19 protein-coding genes and 1 riboswitch are annotated in these 18,716 nt (G+C 30.0%); all 19 genes read left to right on the plus strand.

What is annotated here, in order from left to right; genetic code table 11:
- Positions 1-51 precede the first annotated feature (51 nt).
- The 19 genes from accB (at position 52) to D2A34_RS07335 (ending at position 18,706) form a co-directional block, all read left to right on the plus strand.
- Positions 52-561 carry an acetyl-CoA carboxylase biotin carboxyl carrier protein gene (gene accB, locus D2A34_RS07245; protein WP_119366176.1) on the plus strand — a complete coding sequence of 170 codons (510 nt, stop codon included), beginning with the start codon at positions 52-54 and terminating at the stop codon, positions 559-561.
- Between the two features lie 3 nt (positions 562-564).
- Positions 565-993, plus strand: a complete 429-nt coding sequence (fabZ, locus tag D2A34_RS07250) for a 3-hydroxyacyl-ACP dehydratase FabZ (protein WP_079438516.1) — start codon at positions 565-567, stop codon at positions 991-993.
- Positions 994-1,007: 14 nt separating this feature from the next.
- Positions 1,008-2,363 (plus strand): acetyl-CoA carboxylase biotin carboxylase subunit, encoded by a 1,356-nt coding sequence (locus tag D2A34_RS07255; RefSeq protein WP_079438517.1) that lies wholly within the window; start codon positions 1,008-1,010, stop codon positions 2,361-2,363.
- On the plus strand, positions 2,353-3,228 hold the full coding sequence (gene accD / locus D2A34_RS07260) for an acetyl-CoA carboxylase, carboxyltransferase subunit beta (RefSeq protein WP_079438518.1): 876 nt from the start codon (positions 2,353-2,355) through the stop codon (positions 3,226-3,228). The genes D2A34_RS07255 and accD overlap by 11 nt, the downstream gene beginning before the upstream one ends.
- The gene (locus D2A34_RS07265) at positions 3,221-4,039 is read left to right on the plus strand and encodes an acetyl-CoA carboxylase carboxyltransferase subunit alpha (RefSeq protein WP_079438519.1); all 819 of its coding nucleotides are present in this window, start codon (positions 3,221-3,223) and stop codon (positions 4,037-4,039) included. Before accD ends, D2A34_RS07265 begins: the two co-directional genes overlap by 8 nt.
- A gap of 277 nt (positions 4,040-4,316) precedes the next feature.
- Positions 4,317-5,879 (plus strand): P-loop NTPase family protein, encoded by a 1,563-nt coding sequence (locus tag D2A34_RS07270; RefSeq protein WP_119366177.1) that lies wholly within the window; start codon positions 4,317-4,319, stop codon positions 5,877-5,879.
- 49 nt (positions 5,880-5,928) lie between these two features.
- Positions 5,929-6,342 carry a HutP family protein gene (locus D2A34_RS07275; protein WP_079438520.1) on the plus strand — a complete coding sequence of 138 codons (414 nt, stop codon included), beginning with the start codon at positions 5,929-5,931 and terminating at the stop codon, positions 6,340-6,342.
- Positions 6,343-6,575: 233 nt separating this feature from the next.
- Complete coding sequence (locus D2A34_RS07280; protein WP_119366178.1) at positions 6,576-7,589, plus strand: ABC transporter substrate-binding protein; 1,014 nt, start codon at positions 6,576-6,578, stop codon at positions 7,587-7,589.
- A complete protein-coding gene (locus D2A34_RS07285) occupies positions 7,589-8,503 on the plus strand; it encodes an ABC transporter permease (RefSeq protein ID WP_119366179.1) in 915 nt (304 codons plus the stop codon). Before D2A34_RS07280 ends, D2A34_RS07285 begins: the two co-directional genes overlap by 1 nt.
- Positions 8,469-9,263 carry an ABC transporter ATP-binding protein gene (locus tag D2A34_RS07290; RefSeq protein ID WP_079438523.1) on the plus strand — a complete coding sequence of 265 codons (795 nt, stop codon included), beginning with the start codon at positions 8,469-8,471 and terminating at the stop codon, positions 9,261-9,263. Before D2A34_RS07285 ends, D2A34_RS07290 begins: the two co-directional genes overlap by 35 nt.
- Before the next feature lie 702 nt (positions 9,264-9,965).
- A complete protein-coding gene (locus D2A34_RS07295) occupies positions 9,966-10,664 on the plus strand; it encodes a YveK family protein (protein ID WP_119366180.1) in 699 nt (232 codons plus the stop codon).
- Positions 10,665-10,675: 11 nt separating this feature from the next.
- Positions 10,676-11,401, plus strand: a complete 726-nt coding sequence (locus D2A34_RS07300; RefSeq protein ID WP_119366181.1) for a CpsD/CapB family tyrosine-protein kinase — start codon at positions 10,676-10,678, stop codon at positions 11,399-11,401.
- 11 nt (positions 11,402-11,412) lie between these two features.
- Positions 11,413-12,174, plus strand: coding sequence for a tyrosine-protein phosphatase (locus tag D2A34_RS07305; protein WP_182629358.1), 762 nt, complete (start codon positions 11,413-11,415; stop codon positions 12,172-12,174).
- Between the two features lie 88 nt (positions 12,175-12,262).
- Positions 12,263-12,346, plus strand: a riboswitch (cyclic di-GMP riboswitch).
- 118 nt (positions 12,347-12,464) lie between these two features.
- The gene (locus tag D2A34_RS07310) at positions 12,465-13,139 is read left to right on the plus strand and encodes a sugar transferase (protein WP_119366183.1); all 675 of its coding nucleotides are present in this window, start codon (positions 12,465-12,467) and stop codon (positions 13,137-13,139) included.
- Between the two features lie 10 nt (positions 13,140-13,149).
- The gene (locus tag D2A34_RS07315; protein WP_119366655.1) at positions 13,150-14,127 is read left to right on the plus strand and encodes an NAD-dependent epimerase/dehydratase family protein; all 978 of its coding nucleotides are present in this window, start codon (positions 13,150-13,152) and stop codon (positions 14,125-14,127) included.
- Positions 14,128-14,138: 11 nt separating this feature from the next.
- Positions 14,139-15,185, plus strand: coding sequence for a mannose-1-phosphate guanylyltransferase (locus tag D2A34_RS07320; protein ID WP_119366184.1), 1,047 nt, complete (start codon positions 14,139-14,141; stop codon positions 15,183-15,185).
- A 32-nt stretch (positions 15,186-15,217) separates the two neighbouring features.
- Positions 15,218-16,474, plus strand: coding sequence for a glycosyltransferase (locus D2A34_RS07325; protein ID WP_119366185.1), 1,257 nt, complete (start codon positions 15,218-15,220; stop codon positions 16,472-16,474).
- Between the two features lie 13 nt (positions 16,475-16,487).
- Positions 16,488-17,546: a glycosyltransferase family 4 protein gene (locus D2A34_RS07330; protein ID WP_119366186.1), complete on the plus strand. Its 1,059-nt coding sequence runs from the start codon at positions 16,488-16,490 to the stop codon at positions 17,544-17,546.
- Positions 17,547-17,548: 2 nt separating this feature from the next.
- A complete protein-coding gene (locus D2A34_RS07335) occupies positions 17,549-18,706 on the plus strand; it encodes a glycosyltransferase (RefSeq protein WP_243128266.1) in 1,158 nt (385 codons plus the stop codon).
- The last annotated feature ends 10 nt before the right edge of the window (positions 18,707-18,716 follow it).

The raw sequence follows: 18,716 nt of genomic DNA on the forward strand, positions 1-18,716 counted from the left end.
ATCATTAATCATTAAGTTTAATTATTCATCCATTTAAGGGAGGATATATTTATGGACTTTGAAAAAATAAAGGAGCTTATTAAATTGGTTGATTCTTCAAGCCTAGCATTTTTTGAGCTTAAAAGTAATAATGATCATATAAAAATGGATAAATCTTTAAGCAGAGGGTTAGCTGATAATAGTGGGGCTGCTGTTAGTGTTCCTGTTAATGCTAATGCTGCTATAAATTCAACTGTCTCAAATGAAAGTGCAGCTAGCTCTGTAGCAGCAAAAGAAGAAGCTATAAATTCTGTAAAAGAAGCAGTTATAGATGACAAAGATGTAAGCATCATAACAGCTCCAATGGTAGGAACGTTCTATTCTTCAGCATCACCAGAAAGTTCGTCTTTTGTAGAAGTAGGTGGTACAGTTTCAAAAGGCAAAGTTATATGCATAATTGAGGCTATGAAACTTATGAATGAAATAGAAAGTGAATATAATGGTGTAATTGTTGAACGTCTAGCTAATGATGGTGATATGGTTGAATATGGCCAGCCATTATTTAAGGTTAAGGGGGAATAGGGATTGCTTAACGTAAATGAAATTAAAGAAATAATACCTCATAGATATCCTATGCTGTTAATAGACAGAGTTATTGAAATGGATATAGAAGAAAAATTGTTTGTAAAAGGATATAAAAATGTTTCTGCTAATGAAGCTTATTTTCAGGGACATTATCCACAAGAGCCAATTATGCCAGGGGTATTACAAATTGAGGCATTAGCTCAAGCAGGAGCAGTTGCTATTCTTTCAATGGAAAAATATAAAGGAAAGACTCCTTTATTTGCAGGAACTAATAAAGTTAGATTTAAGGGAAAAGTTGTACCTGGTGACAGGTTAGATTTATATTGTGAAATTATAAAAATAAAAGGACCTATAGGAATAGGCAAAGGAATAGCTTCAGTTGATGGAAAAACAGTTTGCGAAGCAGAAATACTTTTTGCATTGCAGTAGGATAGGTGATAAATATGTTAAAGAAAGTGCTAATTGCCAATAGAGGAGAAATCGCAGTTAGAATAATTAGAGCTTGTAGGGAAATGGGAATAAGTACAGTTGCCGTTTATTCAGAAATTGATAGAGAAGCACTTCATACGCAGTTAGCAGATGAAGCTGTATGTATTGGACCTGCAATGCCAAAAGATAGCTACTTAAATATAACTAATATCTTAAGTGCATGTGTTCTAACCGGTGCTGATGCTATACATCCAGGATTTGGATTCTTATCAGAAAATCCAAAATTCGCAAAGATGTGTAAACAGTGTAACATTAAATTTATAGGACCTGATTATGAAACTATTGAAAAGATGGGAAATAAGGCTAGAGCTAGAGAAATAATGAAAGAGTCTGGAGTTCCTGTAGTTCCAGGATATGAAGGCGAAATAAGAGATGAAAATCATGCTCTAGAAATAGCAAAAGAAATTGGATATCCAATAATGATAAAAGCATCAGCTGGTGGCGGCGGTAAAGGTATAAGAATTGCAAAAAATGATGAAGAATTCTTAATGGGATTTAAAACTGCAAAATCAGAAGCGAAAGCCTGTTTTGGAGATGATTCATTATATATAGAAAGATATATCCAAAAGCCAAAGCATATTGAATTTCAAATTTTAGCTGATGAACATGGTACTGTAGTTCATTTAGGTGAAAGAGAGTGCTCAATGCAAAGAAAGAATCAAAAGGTTCTTGAAGAAGCTCCATCTAATGTATTAACGCCAGAGTTAAGACATAAAATGGGTGAAATCGCTAAAAGAGCAGCAAGTGCAGTAGATTATAAAAATGCTGGAACTATTGAGTTTTTATTCGATAAAGAGAATAATTTTTACTTTATGGAAATGAACACAAGAATACAAGTAGAGCACCCAATTACTGAAATGATTACAGGAATAGATTTAGTAAAAGAACAGTTAAAAATAGCATCAGGTGAAAAACTTAGCTTTACACAAGATGATATAAAGATTAAAGGTCATGCTATAGAATGCAGAGTAAATGCAGAAGATCCAGAACATGATTTTAGACCATGCCCAGGAACAATTGAAGAACTTTGCGTTCCAGGTGGAATGGGAGTAAGAGTGGATTCAGCAATATTCTGTGGATATAAAATCCCTCATTGCTATGATTCAATGATAGCTAAATTAATCACTTTTGGAAATGATAGAAATGAAGCTATTGTAAAGATGAATAGAGCATTATCAGAATTTGCGGTAGGTGGAGTAAAAACAAATATTAATTTTGAGTTATCTATACTTGAAACTAAAGAATTCTTAGAAGGTGATTATGATACCTCATTTTTAGCAGAAAAGATGGTGAATAAGGATGTCTCTTAAGGACCTATTTATAAAAAAACAACAATATGCAACAGTCAGACCTTCAGTTGTTAGAAATAGTAAGCCGCAGGAAAAACCAACTATTCCATCAGGAATGTGGGTAAAATGTGACAAATGTAATGCAATGATATATGGTGAAGATTTAGAAAATACTAAACATGTTTGCACGGTTTGTGGCTATCATTTTAGAGTAAACGCAAAAGAAAGAATAAAAATTCTTTTTGATAAGGATACTTTTAAAGAGTTTTGGAGAGATTTGAAGACTACAAATCCATTAGACTTTAAAGGCTATGAAGAGAAACTTAAAAGTGGAAAAACTGATAGTAAAGAAGCAGTTGTAACAGGTGTAGGTCAGTTAAATGGAATAAATGTGGCTTGCGCTATTATGGATAGTTTTTTTATGATGGGAAGTATGGGTACAGTTGTTGGTGAAAAAATCACAAGAATTGTAGAATATGCTACTGAGAATAAACTTCCAGTTATTATTTTTACTGCATCCGGTGGTGCCAGAATGCAGGAAGGAATTTTTTCGCTTATGCAAATGGCTAAAATAAGTGCAGCCCTTGCAAAACATGATGAAGCAGGTCTTTTATACATTTCAGTATTAACAGATCCAACTACAGGTGGAGTAACAGCAAGTTTTGCTATGGAAGGTGACATTATATTAAGTGAACCAGATGCCTTAATAGGTTTTGCAGGAAGAAGAGTAATAGAAAATACAATAAAAGAAAGTCTTCCAGATGATTTTCAAAAGGCCGAATTCTTAATGCAAAAAGGATTTGTAGATAGCATTGTTGAAAGAAAAAACATAAGAGCATGCATATATAAAATTCTTATTTTACATGGGGTGAGAAATAATGGATAAAGAATTTATAAAGACTAATGTAACACCATGGGAAAGTGTTGAGATAGCAAGGCATAAAGACAGACCAACAGGGAAATTTTATATAGAAACTATATTTAAAGATTTTATAGAATTTCATGGTGATAGGAATTTTGGAGATGATAAATCCATTATTGGAGGAATTGCATCAATCAATGATATAAGCGTCACTGTAATTGCTATAACAAAGGGTTCAAATACCACTGAAAATATACAAAGAAACTTTGGTATGCCAAATCCAGAAGGATATAGAAAAGCCTTAAGACTAATGAAACAAGCAGAAAAATTTAAAAGACCAGTTATTTGTTTTGTAGATACTCCAGGTGCATTTTGTGGAGTAGGAGCAGAGGAAAGAGGTCAAGGTCAGGCTATAGCAAATAACCTTTTTGAATTAAGCAGATTAAAAACGCCAATAGTATCTATTGTTACAGGTGAAGGTGGAAGCGGTGGAGCTCTAGCGCTAACAGTTGCAGATAGAATTTTCATGATGGAGCATTCCATATATTCAATTCTTTCTCCAGAAGGATTTGCATCGATTTTATGGAAAGATGCAAGCCGTGCAAAAGAAGCAGCTGCTGTTATGAAAATCACAGCTAAAAACTTAAAGGATTTTAACATAGTTGACGATATAATAAAAGAACCTAGAGGTGGAGCACATAAAAATCCAGCTAAAACAGTTGAAAGTGTTAAAAAAAGTATTATAGATGCTTTAGCTGAATTAAGAGGAAAAGATTTAGAGTCATTACTTAACGAGAGATATAATAAATTTAGACAAATAGGAAATTTCTATTAATAAAACAAAAGAATTTATTGAAAAATATTATATAATTCCAATGGGTTTTCCCATAAGCGGACTTTATATAGTATGAACAGATTAAGTTAATAATCCCCGATAGGGGATTTTTTGCTTTTATTTTGAGGTATATGAGCCCCTTTGATTAATTAGCAGTTATGGTATAATGTTATAAAGATAAGAAAAATATTTATATGATTTTTAAATTGGTATTAATTTCATATGTTAAAGTAAAGCAGATTTTAATTGAAAATTTAAGGTGGTGTGTTTTATATTTATGGGAAAAAGATTTAATAGTACAGGGGTTTGCGTTTCACAAAAGCATTACATGGTTGATATAAGTAATAAAATTGAGCAGATAAAAAAACTTATAGATAACGAATTCTATTTTACAATAAATAGGCCCAGGCAGTATGGAAAGACAACGACTTTAAATGAAATAAATAATAAGTTAAAGGAATTATATTTAGTTATAAATATAAGCTTTGAAGGAATTGGCGATATTGTATTTGAAGACGAAAAAAAGTTCTGCAATAAATTTTTGAAATTAATTATTAAAGAATTATCATTTGTAGATAAAGAAGAAAAAGAGAGATTAGAAAAACTAAACCTAGAAATTAATGATATTGAAGAATTATCAGAAGTAATAACAAGATTTGTTGAGGGTGCTGAAAAGGATGTTGTTTTAATAGTAGACGAAGTAGATAAAAGTTCAAATAATCAATTATTTTTAAGTTTTATTGGAATGCTTAGAAACAAGTATTTATCAAGAGAAGTTGGGAAGGATTTCACGTTTAAAAGCGTTATTCTGGCGGGAGTTCATGATGTAAAAAGTTTGAAAATAAAGATTAGAAACGAGAACGAGGCAAAATATAATTCTCCGTGGAATATTGCAGTGGATTTCAATATAGACATGAGTTTTTCACCTAAAGAAATAATTACTATGCTAAATGAATATGCTATAGAAAATTCTCTGTTAATGGATATAGATAAATTAAGTGAAGAACTTCATTTTTTTACAAGTGGGTATCCATTTTTGGTTAGCAGATTATGCCAAATAGTAGATGAGAAAATTTATGAATTTGATAAAAAGCCTTGGACTATTAAAGACATTCATAAGGCAGTCAAGATAATTTTAGAAGAAAAAAATACCTTATTCGATAGTCTGATCAAGAACTTAGAAAATAATAAAGAACTTTATGATTATATTGAAGACATAATAGTAAGAGGAAACGTTAAGAGTTTTAATAATGATAATCCACTTATAGAATTAGGTTCCCTTTATGGATATTTTGAAAATAAAGATGGAAAAGTTAATATATCGAACCGAATATTCAGTGAAAGAATATATAATTACATGATATCTAAATTGGAAAATGACTATAATAAAATAGATAAATATAACTTTAAGGAGCAGTTCGTTAAAAAAGACGGTGAACTAGATATAGAAAAAATCCTTAGAAGGTTTCAGCAATTTATGAAAGAACAATATTCTCATAAAGATAGCGAATTTATAGAACATCACGGAAGATTACTATTTTTAGCATTTATTAAACCTATAATCAACGGTACAGGGTTTGATTTTAAGGAAGTTCAAGTTTCAGAAGAAAAAAGATTAGATGTAGTCATAACATACAATAATTTTAAATATATAATTGAAATGAAAATTTGGAGAGGTTCAAAATATCATGAAAAGGGAATTGAGCAGCTTTGTGATTATTTGAATATACATGATTTAAATGAGGGATATTTATTAGTTTTTGACTTTAATAAAAACAAAGAGTTTAAAGAAGAAAGAGTTAATATTAAAGGAAAAGATATTTTTCAGGTATATGTTTAGGTTAATAAAGAGTAATGTTATAGGTTTCGATTGATTGGAGAGTGAAAAAATGGAAAGTAATAGTACAAAGGTTGCTAAAATTGCTACTAAGATGGCTATATGTGATAGACATGAGGAGGAGCGTCTTAAGAAAGTTTATGATGAAAAGGGAATAAAGGTTACTGCTGTAAATGTAGGTGGGAATATTAATTCGTCGATTACAAAGATACTTGAGAGTGCGTTAGTTGCAGCGAAGAGGAATGGGCTGATAAGGGAAGAACATTTACACGAAGGTGCTCTTATTGGTGCAGCAAGAGATGCTATTATTCAAATAGGTAATAGGGCAAGTGGTTTAAATGTCGGAGGAAAAATAGGAATAGCAAGAGGTGGAGAACATATATCGGTATGTATATTCTTAAACATAGGATTATTACATCTAGATGAAGTGGTTATAGGAATAGGTCATAGGTCACTTCCCATATAGTTATAATTTTTATAATAAAATACTTAAAAAGCCTCGAAGTATTGCGGGGTAACTTTACAAAAAAATTAAATTATGATATTATAATTTAAAAGATTTATAAATTATTATCAATTTATTTGAGTATTTATCATAAATATAGATATATATTTATGATTATATTTGTTAGTGACGTTTAAGGTTCTGGAGTATAGTAGGAAATTGATAATAAGGAAAATTAGTAGGAGGATGGAAACATGGTAGGAAAAAGAAAGTTAGCTATGCTATTAAGCACAGTTTTAGTTGGAGGAATCCTTGCAGGATGCGGAAAAAGTGCAACAGATTCTAACAATGGAAGTTCTGCATCAGCAGTAAAAAATATTGGTGTTGTTCAATTAGTGCAACATGATGCGCTTGATGCATCTAACAAAGGTTTTGTTGATGGTCTGAAGGAAAAAGGATTTGAGGACGGAAAAAATATTAAGATTGAACAACAAAATGCTCAAGGTGAACAAGCTAATGCTCAAACAATTTCTAAACAATTTGCAGATGCTAAAAAGGATTTGATTTTTGCAATTGCTACACCAGCAGTTCAAGCAGCGTATAATTCAACTAAGGATATTCCGATAATATTCACAGCTGTAACAGATCCAGTAAAAGCAGAAGTAGCAAAGGATTGGAAGAGTTCAGGTACAAATGTTACTGGTACATCAGATAAGGTTCCAGTTGATAAGCAAATAGAATTACTTAAGCAATTATTACCAAATGCTAAGACTGTAGGTGTTATTTATAATACTTCAGAAACAAATTCAGTAATTCAAGTTGATGAACTTAAAGCAGCAGCTCAAAAACAAGGATTAGCTGTAAAAGAAGTTGGAGTTACTAATGTAAATGAAATAAATCAAAATTTAGCAAGTGCATTAGGTGAAATGGATGTATTATATACACCAACTGATAACACAGTAGCTTCAGGATATGCTTTAGTAGGTAAACTTTGTTTAGATAAGAATATTCCTATTATAGGTGCAGAAGAAGCGGTAGTTACTAAAGGCGGTCTTGCATCTATAGGTATAGATTACTACCAATTAGGAAAAGAAGCAGGATATAAGGCTGCAGAAGTATTAGGTGGAAAGAAGCCATCAGAAGTTGAAATAAGTACATTAAGTAAAATGTCATTTACTATAAACACTGATGTTGCAAAGAAATTAAATATTACAATTCCATCAGATATAGAATCAAGTTGTAAAAAGGTAACTGGAGGCGTTGAGTAGTGGATGTTTTAATTAACATTTTAGAACAGGGACTACTATTCTCAATTGTTGCCATTGCAGTATATATAACGTATAAAATCTTAGATTTTCCGGATATGTCTGTTGACGGTACATTCCCAATGGGAGCTGCCATTTCGGCAACTCTTCTAGTTAATGGAGTTAATCCATGGATTAGTATTACAGCAGCAGCCTTTGGAGGAGCAATAGCTGGAGCTATAACAGGTTTTTTACATGTTAAGCTTAAGATTGATAATTTAATGGCTGGAATACTTATGATGATAGGATTATATTCAATAAACTTAAGAATAATGGGGAAAGCAAATGTCCCTTTGTTTAATGTAGGAAATATATTTAAATCAGGGATACCCGCTATAGTAATAATTTTAATAATACTTTTAGTAGTAAAATTATTGCTAGATGTATATCTTAAGACAAAATCAGGATTTTTGCTTATAGCAGTAGGTGATAATGAGCAGGTAGTTTCTTCAATTGGAGTAAATAAAGACTTAGTTAAAATACTAGGACTTGTTATAAGTAATGCATTAGCTGCACTTGCAGGGGCATTGATGGCTCAATACCAAGGTTTCAGTGATGTTGGTATGGGGACTGGTACAGTAGTAATGGGTCTTGCAGCTGTAATTATAGGAAGTTCTTTATTTGAAAAGATTTCTTTTATAAAAGCAACTACATTATCAATATTTGGTGCAATTATTTATAAATGTGCCATTGCCCTTGTATTAAAATATGGATCGGTAGTAGGAATAACTGCTAATGATTTAAAATTAATGACAGCAATAATTGTGGTTATAGCACTATGTTCTAATAATGGAATTTTTAAATTCAAAAAGAAAAAGACTATTGTGGAAGGTGGTGCACAAAATGTTAAAAGTGAAACAACTATCCAAAGTGTTTAATCCAAATACTATAAATGAAAACAGAGTCTTTGATAGATTATCTCTAGACGTTAAACAAGGTGATTTTATAAGTATTATTGGTTCAAATGGAGCTGGTAAATCAACACTTTTAAATATGATATCAGGAACCCTTCAAGCGGATTCGGGATCTATATTATTAGATGGTAATGAAGTTATTAATAAACCAGAGTATGCAAGATCTAAATCTATTGGAAGAGTATTTCAAGATCCGTCAAAGGGAGTAGCACCTAATATGACGATTTTAGAAAATATTGCTCTTGCAGATAATAAAGGTAAGACTTTTGGTCTTAGCTTTGGAATCAACAAAAAGAGAATAGATTATTATAAAGAAATGGTAAGGGAGCTTAATCTAGGGCTAGAAGATAAGCTTTATAATAAAGTAACACTTTTATCTGGAGGACAAAGACAAGCATTAACTCTATTGATGTCCGTAATGTCGAAACCTAAACTATTATTGTTAGATGAACATACGGCAGCATTAGATCCTAAGACGTCAGAAAAAATCATGGAAATAACAAGAAACATCGTTAAAGATAGTGGAATAACAACTCTTATGGTTACACATAATCTTAAACATGCTCTTGAACATGGAAATAGACTTTTTATGATGCATAGAGGTCAAATCTTAGTCGATGTTAAAGGTGAAGATAAAGAAAAACTAGATAACAATAAACTTCTAGGACTATTCGAAAAAGCAAATGGATCAGAAGCATTAAGTGATAGAACTTTATTTGGATAACTTAATTTGTGATATAAAAACCGAAAGAACTGGTAGTCTGTTACTCGGTTGCTAGAGAATATGGCTGCGGATTTCTACCAGTAAAAGTTGTACTCACTTAAACTTGTTCCAAATATAAAATTTGGACAAGTTTAAGTGAAACAACTTTTACTGAAGAAATGCCTGTAGCGATATTCTCAATGCAACACTGTGTAAAAGACTACCAGTTCTTTCTGGTGATATAGATAAAATAAGTAACTTGATATTATTATAATCCGCATACATAATTTGGATTTATCTAATATGTGAATCGAGAGAATAGCTTTGGATTTCTATCAGCAAAAGTAGCACCATTCCTGCTTGTTTCTTAGGCAAGCTAATGACAAGTAGGAATGGAATAACTTTTGCTGAAATTAAAATTTTGTAAGAAAATTTTAATAAAAATGTAATTATTGGTAAATTTTTTGGAAAATAAAGGACTAAATATTAAAATTCCAATATAAATGGAATCATAGGTGTAACATAAGTAAAATTTATGCTATAATGTTAAAGGTGGATATAGAAATAATAATTAACTATTTAGGGGGAATATTTTTTGAGAGACTTTATAAAATTAATGGTATGTGCAATTTTGGACTAGAAGTTTATTAAAGTTAAGTAGCTTAGTTATTAATAATCTTTAGGACAAGTATTGTGAAAATAGTGAAATAGGGAGTTTAGCAGATGAATGAAGAAAATATAAGAAGTGAAGAATTTATAAGAATTGAAGAAATAGCAGATATTTTATTAAAAAGATGGAAAATGATACTTTCCATAACATTGCTTACAACTTTAATGGTAGGAATTATTAGTATTTTTGTAATTGCACCTAAATATGAAGCTAACACAAAAGTTTTCATTGGAAAAGAGAGAACAGATAGTAAAGATCAGAATTATAATAATAGTGATATTCAAATGTATCAACAGTTATTAAAGACATATGCAGAAGTTATAAAGACAAATGCTTTAGTTGAAAAAGCTATTAATGCATCAAATTTAAATACAACTTCAGAAGAAATTTTAAGTAATCTTACTGTTACACCGACAGCGAATACGCAAATTTTAGAAATAAAATATATAAGTAAAGATAGGGAATTGAGTAAAGATGTATTAGATGCTATTACTAGTGAATTTATTAAAACATCTACAGATCTTATACCAAATGGAAATGTTAAAGTAATCGAGCCGGCAAAATTACCAGAAAGTCCAGCTAGTCCTAACAATAAAATGAATATAGCTATTGCATTTTTAGTTGGACTTATGATTAGTGTTGGGTTATCGTTTTTATTAGAATTTATAGATAATACTTTTAAGAATAAGGATCAAGTAGAACAAATATTAGGAATACCTGTTATTGGTGCAATTCCTGATGACTTGGAATAGGGGGATGAGAGATGTTTAAAACGAAAAGACTGCATAAGGCTGTAGCTAATCAAGATTACAAAGGGTTTGTAGTGGAAAAAAAACCAAAGTCTATAGTATCTGAAGCTTATAGGACCTTAAGAACAAATGTACAATATTCATCATTTGATAAAGCTATAAAAACAATAGTAATTACTAGTGCTGAAGCAGCAGAAGGAAAGTCTACAGTATCAGGAAATCTAGCCTTATCTTTTGCTCAGAATGATAAAAAAGTTATAATAGTAGATTGCGATTTGAGAAAGCCTTCTGTACATAAGAACTTTAAAATATCTAATTTAAGTGGTTTATCAGAAGTACTTATAGGAAAAGAAAATATAGAAGATGTAATACAAAACCGTAATGGAAATCTTGATATATTAACATCAGGTAAAATTCCACCTAATCCTTCAGAAATGCTGTCATCAGTATCTATGACTAATTTAATAGAAAAATTAAGAGAAAAATACGATATAGTAATTCTTGATAGTGCACCACTTCAAGCAGTTACAGATGCTCAAATTCTTTCGACAAAAGCAGACGGGACTATACTTGTAATAAGAGCCCAAAGAACTAGCAGGGAGTCAGTAATTGAAGCGAAAAATTTATTAACTAAGGTTGGAGCTAATATATTAGGAACTGTGTTACATGCAGTGGAGAATACTAGAGGTAAATACTATTATTATTATGGAAGTAGTGATGAAAGTAAAGAAGCGAAATAGGAGTAAATATGATAATAGATATTCATTCACATATAATACCAGGAATTGATGACGGATCTAAGAGTATGGAAATGACTTTAGATATGCTTAGAAATGCAGAGAAAGATGGAACTAAAGAAATTGTAGCTACACCTCACTATTTACTTGAATATGGAGAGGCGACAATTGATGAGATAAAGAATTACGTACAAGAAATTAATACGATACTAGAACAGGAAAAAATAGATGTTAAAGTATATAGCGGACAGGAAGTATACTTTAATGAAAATATAATAGATTATTACATACAAGGAAAGATAGGAACAATAAACGATTCAAGATATATGCTTATTGAATTTCCGATGCATAAATTTGACAAAAATATATTTGATATTCTTTATGAACTTCAAGTTAGAAACATTGTTCCAATAATAGCTCATCCTGAAAGGTATAAGCCTATTATAGAAAAGCCTAGTCTTATTAATGGATTTATTAATGAAGGATATTTATTTCAACTAAATGCCGGAAGTATAGAAGGGAAATTTGGCGAAAATGTTAAGAAAACAGCCAATATGCTATTAAATAATAACATTTATAACTTTATAGGTTCAGATGCACATAATATTAATAAGAGAAATACAGGCATTAACAATGCTTTGGGGTTAATAAATGAAAGTGTAAGAAAAGATATCCTTAAAGATAGTTCTGAAAAATTGCTAGATAATGACAGAATAGAATTTGTTGGTGAAAAAATTAGGGAAAAGAAAACAATATTTTCCTTTTTTAAAAGGTAATTTTACCATGGCATGTCTAATTATGTAGCACGAATAATAGGATGGATACTGGGTTTAAAGTTAACAAATGGTGTAATATATGGTATAATCTTTATAAGGAAACTGTGAACTGTATATTTTATATGGGCACTTTATATATGGTGAGTTAATAGTGCAACCGGCCTGAACAGTTTTTGGTTGGTTGCTTTTTATTGGGAAAATAACTATAGAGGAATAAGTTCTGATAAAAAGCATAGAATCTTAAAAGCTGTTGCTAATTTAGTATGAGAAAAAAATTAGGGGTGAATGAAATGGAGCAATTAGAATTCAATAGGGAAGAAGTTTTGTTTAAAGAACAAGTTGCTGAAGAAGAAAGCGGTAGATTAGGGTATTGTTTTTTAAAGAGAACTATGGATGTAATATGTTCGTTGGTTGGACTTATAATTTTAAGCCCAATATTTTTAGTTGTAGCTATTTTGATAAGAGTGGAATCAGAAGGCAATGCTATTTTTGATCAAGAGAGAGTGGGGAAGAATGGTAAGAGATTCAAAATGTATAAATTCCGATCAATGGTAGTTAATGCAGAAGAATTAAAGGACAAGCTAACTTCTAAAAATGAAATGACTGGTCCCATGTTTAAAATGAAAGACGATCCTAGGATAACTAGAATCGGAAAGTTTATTAGAAAAACGAGTATTGATGAATTGCCACAATTAATCAATGTATTTAAAGGTGAAATGAGTCTAGTAGGTCCAAGGCCATCACTTCCGAAAGAAGTAATGAAATTTGAAGATTGGATGATGAAAAGATTAGAGGTAAAACCTGGACTTACTTGTTACTGGCAGGTATCTGGGAGAAATGATATCGGCTTTGAGGATTGGATGAAATTAGATGTTAAGTACGTTGAGGAAAGAAATACTTTTGTTGATGTAATGTTGGTATTTAAGACGGTTGGAGTGTTATTTGGTGATGAACATGCAAGATAGGGGAAATGATATGAAAGTAGTAGTAATAGGTGGAGCAGGATTTATAGGTTCCAATATAGTAGATGAGTTGGTAAATAATAACTATGAAGTTTGTGTGATTGATAATTTGTCCACTGGTAGGATAGAAAATTTAAATGATAAAGCCAGATTTTATAAGTGCGATATCACTAATATAGATGCTTTAAAGCTAGTATTTCAAATTGAAGAGCCAGAAGTTGTATATCATTTTGCGGCTCAAATAGATGTACAAACTTCATTAATAAAACCTGGGTTTGACGCTAATATTAATATTATAGGTACTATAAATGTATTAGAATGCTGTAGAAAATATGAAGTAAAAAAAATAGTTTACCCATCTTCAGCAGCAGTTTATGGCAATCCAGAATATTTGCCAGTTGATGAGAAGCATCCTGTTGAGCCAATATCATTTTATGGAATTTCCAAGCATACCCCTGAGCATTACATTAAAACATTTTGTAATTTATGTGATATTAGATACACAATTTTTAGATATTCTAATGTTTATGGCATGAGACAAGATCCTAAAGGAGAAGGTGGAGTTGTTTCTATATTTATTGATAAATTTTTGAATAATAAGTTACCTGTCATATATGGAAGCGGGGAACAGACTAGGGATTTTATTTATGTTAAGGATATTGCTAAGGCAAACTTACTTGCATTGAGTAAGGGCGATAACAAAATAGTTAATATTAGCACTAATGTTCCAGTTACAGTGAATAGATTGTTCCAAACTATGAAAGACATTTTTGAGAGTGATGTTGAAGTTATTCATAAGCAGTCAAGACAAGGGGATATTTTGCATAGTTATTTAGATAATACATTAGCTAGGGAGTTTTTAGGATGGAATCCTGAATACGATTTTGAAAATGGAATTAGAGAAACTATAGAGTACTATAAGAAGTTGTATATTTTAAACAAAGAAATTGAAGAAAATAAAATTTATATAATAAATGGGATAGATTTTTAGGGGGGAAGATAATGATATGTGCTTTAATAATGGCCGGTGGAAAAGGAACAAGATTTTGGCCATTATCTACGGAAAAAAAACCAAAACAGTTCCTTAACTTAATAGGTAAAGAAAGTATGATACAAATGACTGTAAATAGAATTAAACCTATTATACCAATAGAAAAAATATTTGTTTGTACTGGAGAAAGTTATGTTGATTTGGTAAAAGAACAATTACCGGAACTACCACAAAGAAACATAATAATTGAACCAGAAGGACGGAATACAGCACCATGTATAACATTATCCGCATTAGTAATAGGAAGATATTTTAAAGATTCAACCATGATTGTACTTCCTTCAGATCATTTGATAAAAGATGAAGAAAAATTTAGAAGCATAATAAATAAAGCAAATAACTTTATAGAAAATAATGAAGAAGCAATAATAACATTAGGAATGAAGCCGAGTAGATTGGAGACAGGGTATGGATACATAAAGTATCATAGTAAAATTGCAGAAAGTTATATGTTTGAAGTACTTAAGGTTGATAAATTTGTTGAAAAGCCCAATAAAGCTAAGGCTAAGGAATATTTACAGGATGGTTATTATCTTTGGAATGGTGGAATATTTTTATGGAAAATTCAAACTATAATAAAAGAAATAAAAAAATACTCCCCACGTACATATGAAGCTATCCATGAAATAGAAAATATAAAAGAAGAAAATCTACAAAATTTTATACAGGATCAATATCATGAAACAGAATCTATATCGATAGATTATGCTGTGTTGGAAAAATCAAAAAACATCTATGTTATTCCGAGTGAAATTGGATGGGATGATATTGGAACTTGGAAAGCTGTAGAGAGATATAAAGAAAAGGATATTAATGATAATATCCTTTATGGAAATGCAAGAGTAATTGAATCTAAATCTAATATAGCTATTAATAATGGAAAGAGAATAGTAATGATAGGTATAGATGATGTTATGACTTTAGAAACCGATGATAGCATTTATATAGTTAATAAAGATTATATGGAGAAGCTCAGGGATTATCAGAACATAATTTAAACTGATATTTTAAATTAGATTGGAGATAAGTGTTGAAAAAGATATTATTTGTTACTACCAGATTAATATACCCGATTAATGATGGCAGAAAGGTAGTGTTGTATAATTATTGTAAGGGATTAGTTAAGCAACATAACTGTGAAGTAAGATTATTTTCTTTAATAGATGAAGATGAAAAAAACATAGGACAACCAGATTTTATTTCGAAAGTTTACTATGGTAACCTTCCTAGTAAATTTGAAAAGATTAAAAATTTAGTATTTCAATCAATTATTTTGAATAGCTGGCCTTTACAAGTTTCATTATATTATTCTAAAAGAGCAAAAAGAAAATTAGATAAAGTTATTGAGGAGTATAAGCCAGATATAGTTATATGTGATATGGCTAGAACCGCTGAATACTTAAAGGATTTAGATGAAGCTAAATATAATAAAATTTTGGATATGGATGATCTTTTATCGAAAAGATACGATAGACAACTTAATAGTGGTACATTGAGTAAGGATGCAGTTGGTGCATATTCTAAAAGATTACCTGAATTCATAAATAATCTTATAGATAATAAATATGTAATGAAGTTTATAATAAAAAAGGAGGGTAGCCTTCTTTCTAAATATGAAATTAGTATTGCTAAATATTATAGAAGTATAATATTTGTATCAAAGATAGAAGCAGAAAATTTTAATAAAGTTATTTCAGAAAATAAATCATTAGATATTACAATAGGAGTAGATTATGATTATTTTTCAAAAAAGGTATATAAAACTAAAAAGAAGAAACACATAGTATTTCTAGGAAATATGTATGTAGCACATAATAAGGATGCAGTAAGAACATTTTTAAACAATACCTTTCCGAAAATAATTAATAAAATTCCAAATGTTAAATTCAGGATTGTTGGGAGATGCCCAGATCAGTTTAGAAAAGAACTTTTAAATTATAATAATGTTGAGATTACAGGTGAAGTTGAAGACATAAGACCTTATGTTCAAGAATGCAGTGTTGCAGTTGCACCATTAACATACGGCTCTGGAATAAAAACTAAAATTTTGGAAACGATGGCTATGGGTGTTCCGGTAATAACTAATGATATTGGAGCAGAAGGAATATATGCGATAAATAATAGAGATATATTTATTTCAAATGATAGCAAAGAATTTTCTGATAAGATAATAGAATTATTAAATGATGAAAATCTAATAATTAAAGTATCAAATAGAGCACAAGAACTTATTCGCAATAATTATAGATGGAATACCATAATAGATAAGTTTAGTGATATTATTTAAAAGGTGGCAATGTATGAAGAAAAAAGTTTTATTATTAACAGATCAACTAAGAGTTGGAGGTGCAGAGACTTATTTTTTTAAAATAGAAAATAATATGTTGTCGAACAATATTGCCTTAATTACTGCTGCCGAGGATGGTGAATATAGGAATAAACTAAAGAATATGAGTTCCTTTGTTTATTTAAGTAAGAATCCTGTAATTAATGTATTTAAAATTATTAATATAGTTAGGAAAGAAAAAGTAGACGTTATACATGCAAATTCTTTAAGGTTAAGTATGATGTCGTTGTTAGCTAAAGTTATATACGGAAAAAAGATAAAATTACTGTATACAAAACATAATTTGACATTATTAGAGAGAATAGAAGACAAGGTTTTTGCTTGGTATGTTAATTCTTTTATCACTAAATTACTTACAGTTTGTGAGTTGGATAAGAAAAGAATGGTGGATAAGGGAGTAAAAGAAGATAAAATTATGGTTGTCTCTAACAGTACTGATACGAAACAATTCAATTTTAATTCTAAGTATTTAAAAAATAGTACTGGCCCATTAAATATAGGAATATTGGCTAGACTAGATGAAGTTAAAAATCATATATTATTTTTGGACATAATGGAGGAATTGAAGGAAACAGGTATAGAATTTAATGCTTATATAGCAGGAGATGGTCATTTAAGAGAAATTATTGCTAAGGAAATAGCTATAAGAAATTTAAATGTTAATATGATAGGTAATGTATCTGATGTTCCTAAGTTCCTTGAAGAAATTGACGTATCTTTATTAGTGTCTCATAGAGAAGTCTTTCCTATGAGTATAATAGAAGCTTTTAGCGCAGGAGTTTTGGTGGCAGCTGTCAATGTGGGGGGGATAAGCGATAGTGTGAAAAATAATGAAACAGGGTATTTAATAGAGAATCATTCTGTTAAAGATTTTGTAAATGTAATTAAAGATATATATTATAACAGAGAAAAAAATAGGAATATAGTCATAAATGCTAGAAAATTAGTAGAAGAAGAATATTCACTAGAAAAAATGATAGCTAAATTGGAAAAAATATATATGGAGGAATAGCAGTGAAGAAAGTTTTAATTGTAACTCCCTATTGCCCATTTCCACCTCATAAATCAGGAGGAATACATGCACTGTTTAATATGCTGAAGGAAAATAAAAAATTTAATAATAGAATAGATTTACTATACTATGATGAAAAAGATGAATATGCCGAAATGGAAGTTAAAAAGTACATAGATAACGTATATTATTTGGATTTAAGAAAAAAAGGTAAGAGTTTAAGAATTATGAGCATGCTAAAAGGAATTCCTTATGGAATATATCAATATGATGAAAGTCGATTATATATAAAAAATGGTTATGATAAGATAATATTTGATCAGCCATTAAGCATGAATCTAATTAGTAATATAAATACAAAGGAATCTATTTTAATGGCGTATGATAGCATGAGTTTGTATTTTGGCAGGAAATCAAAGATAGACAGTACTACGTTTATAGAAAAGATTTATAATAAAATGCAAAGTAAATATTATAAAAAGATACAAAAAAAACTTTATAGTAAATTTAATAAAGTTTTTTTTGTATCCGAAAATGATGCATCTTATGAAAAAGAAATGTATGCAGAGTTTGTTTCTAAAATAGATAATATTACCTTAGGTGTAGATTATAATAAATTTGATTCAAGCAGATACTCTAATTCAAGCTCTAAGAATATAATATTTACAGGAATAATGGATTACCCCCCTAATAAGGATGCTGCAATATTCTTTGCAACAAAGATATTTCCTAAAATAATCGAAAAAGATAATGAAGTTAAATTTATTATAGTAGGAAAAAATTCGGATAAAGATATTTGCAACTTAATAAGCAATAATATAAAGGTTACTGGATTTGTTGATGATATAGTTGAAAGCATAGCAAGTGCACGTGTTTATGTATCGCCATTAAGATTCGGGACTGGAATGAAAAATAAAGTATTAGAAGCTATGAGCTGTAAAAGGGCTATAGTAGCATCTGAGACAAGTGTAGAAGGAATAAGTCAGTTAGAGCATAATAAAAATATTTATATACCGACTACAGAAGATGAATGGGTTTATTATGTAGTTAAGGTTTTAAATGATAATACCATAAATGATAGCTTCGGAAATCAGTGTAGAAAAATAATATTGACTAATTATAGTTGGGAAAATGCATATGTAAAAGTTTTTAACAAGTAGGAAGTGCTTT

Origin of the sequence: Clostridium chromiireducens, assembly GCF_003575225.1 — a bacterium.
Lineage (GTDB): Bacteria > Bacillota > Clostridia > Clostridiales > Clostridiaceae > Clostridium > Clostridium chromiireducens.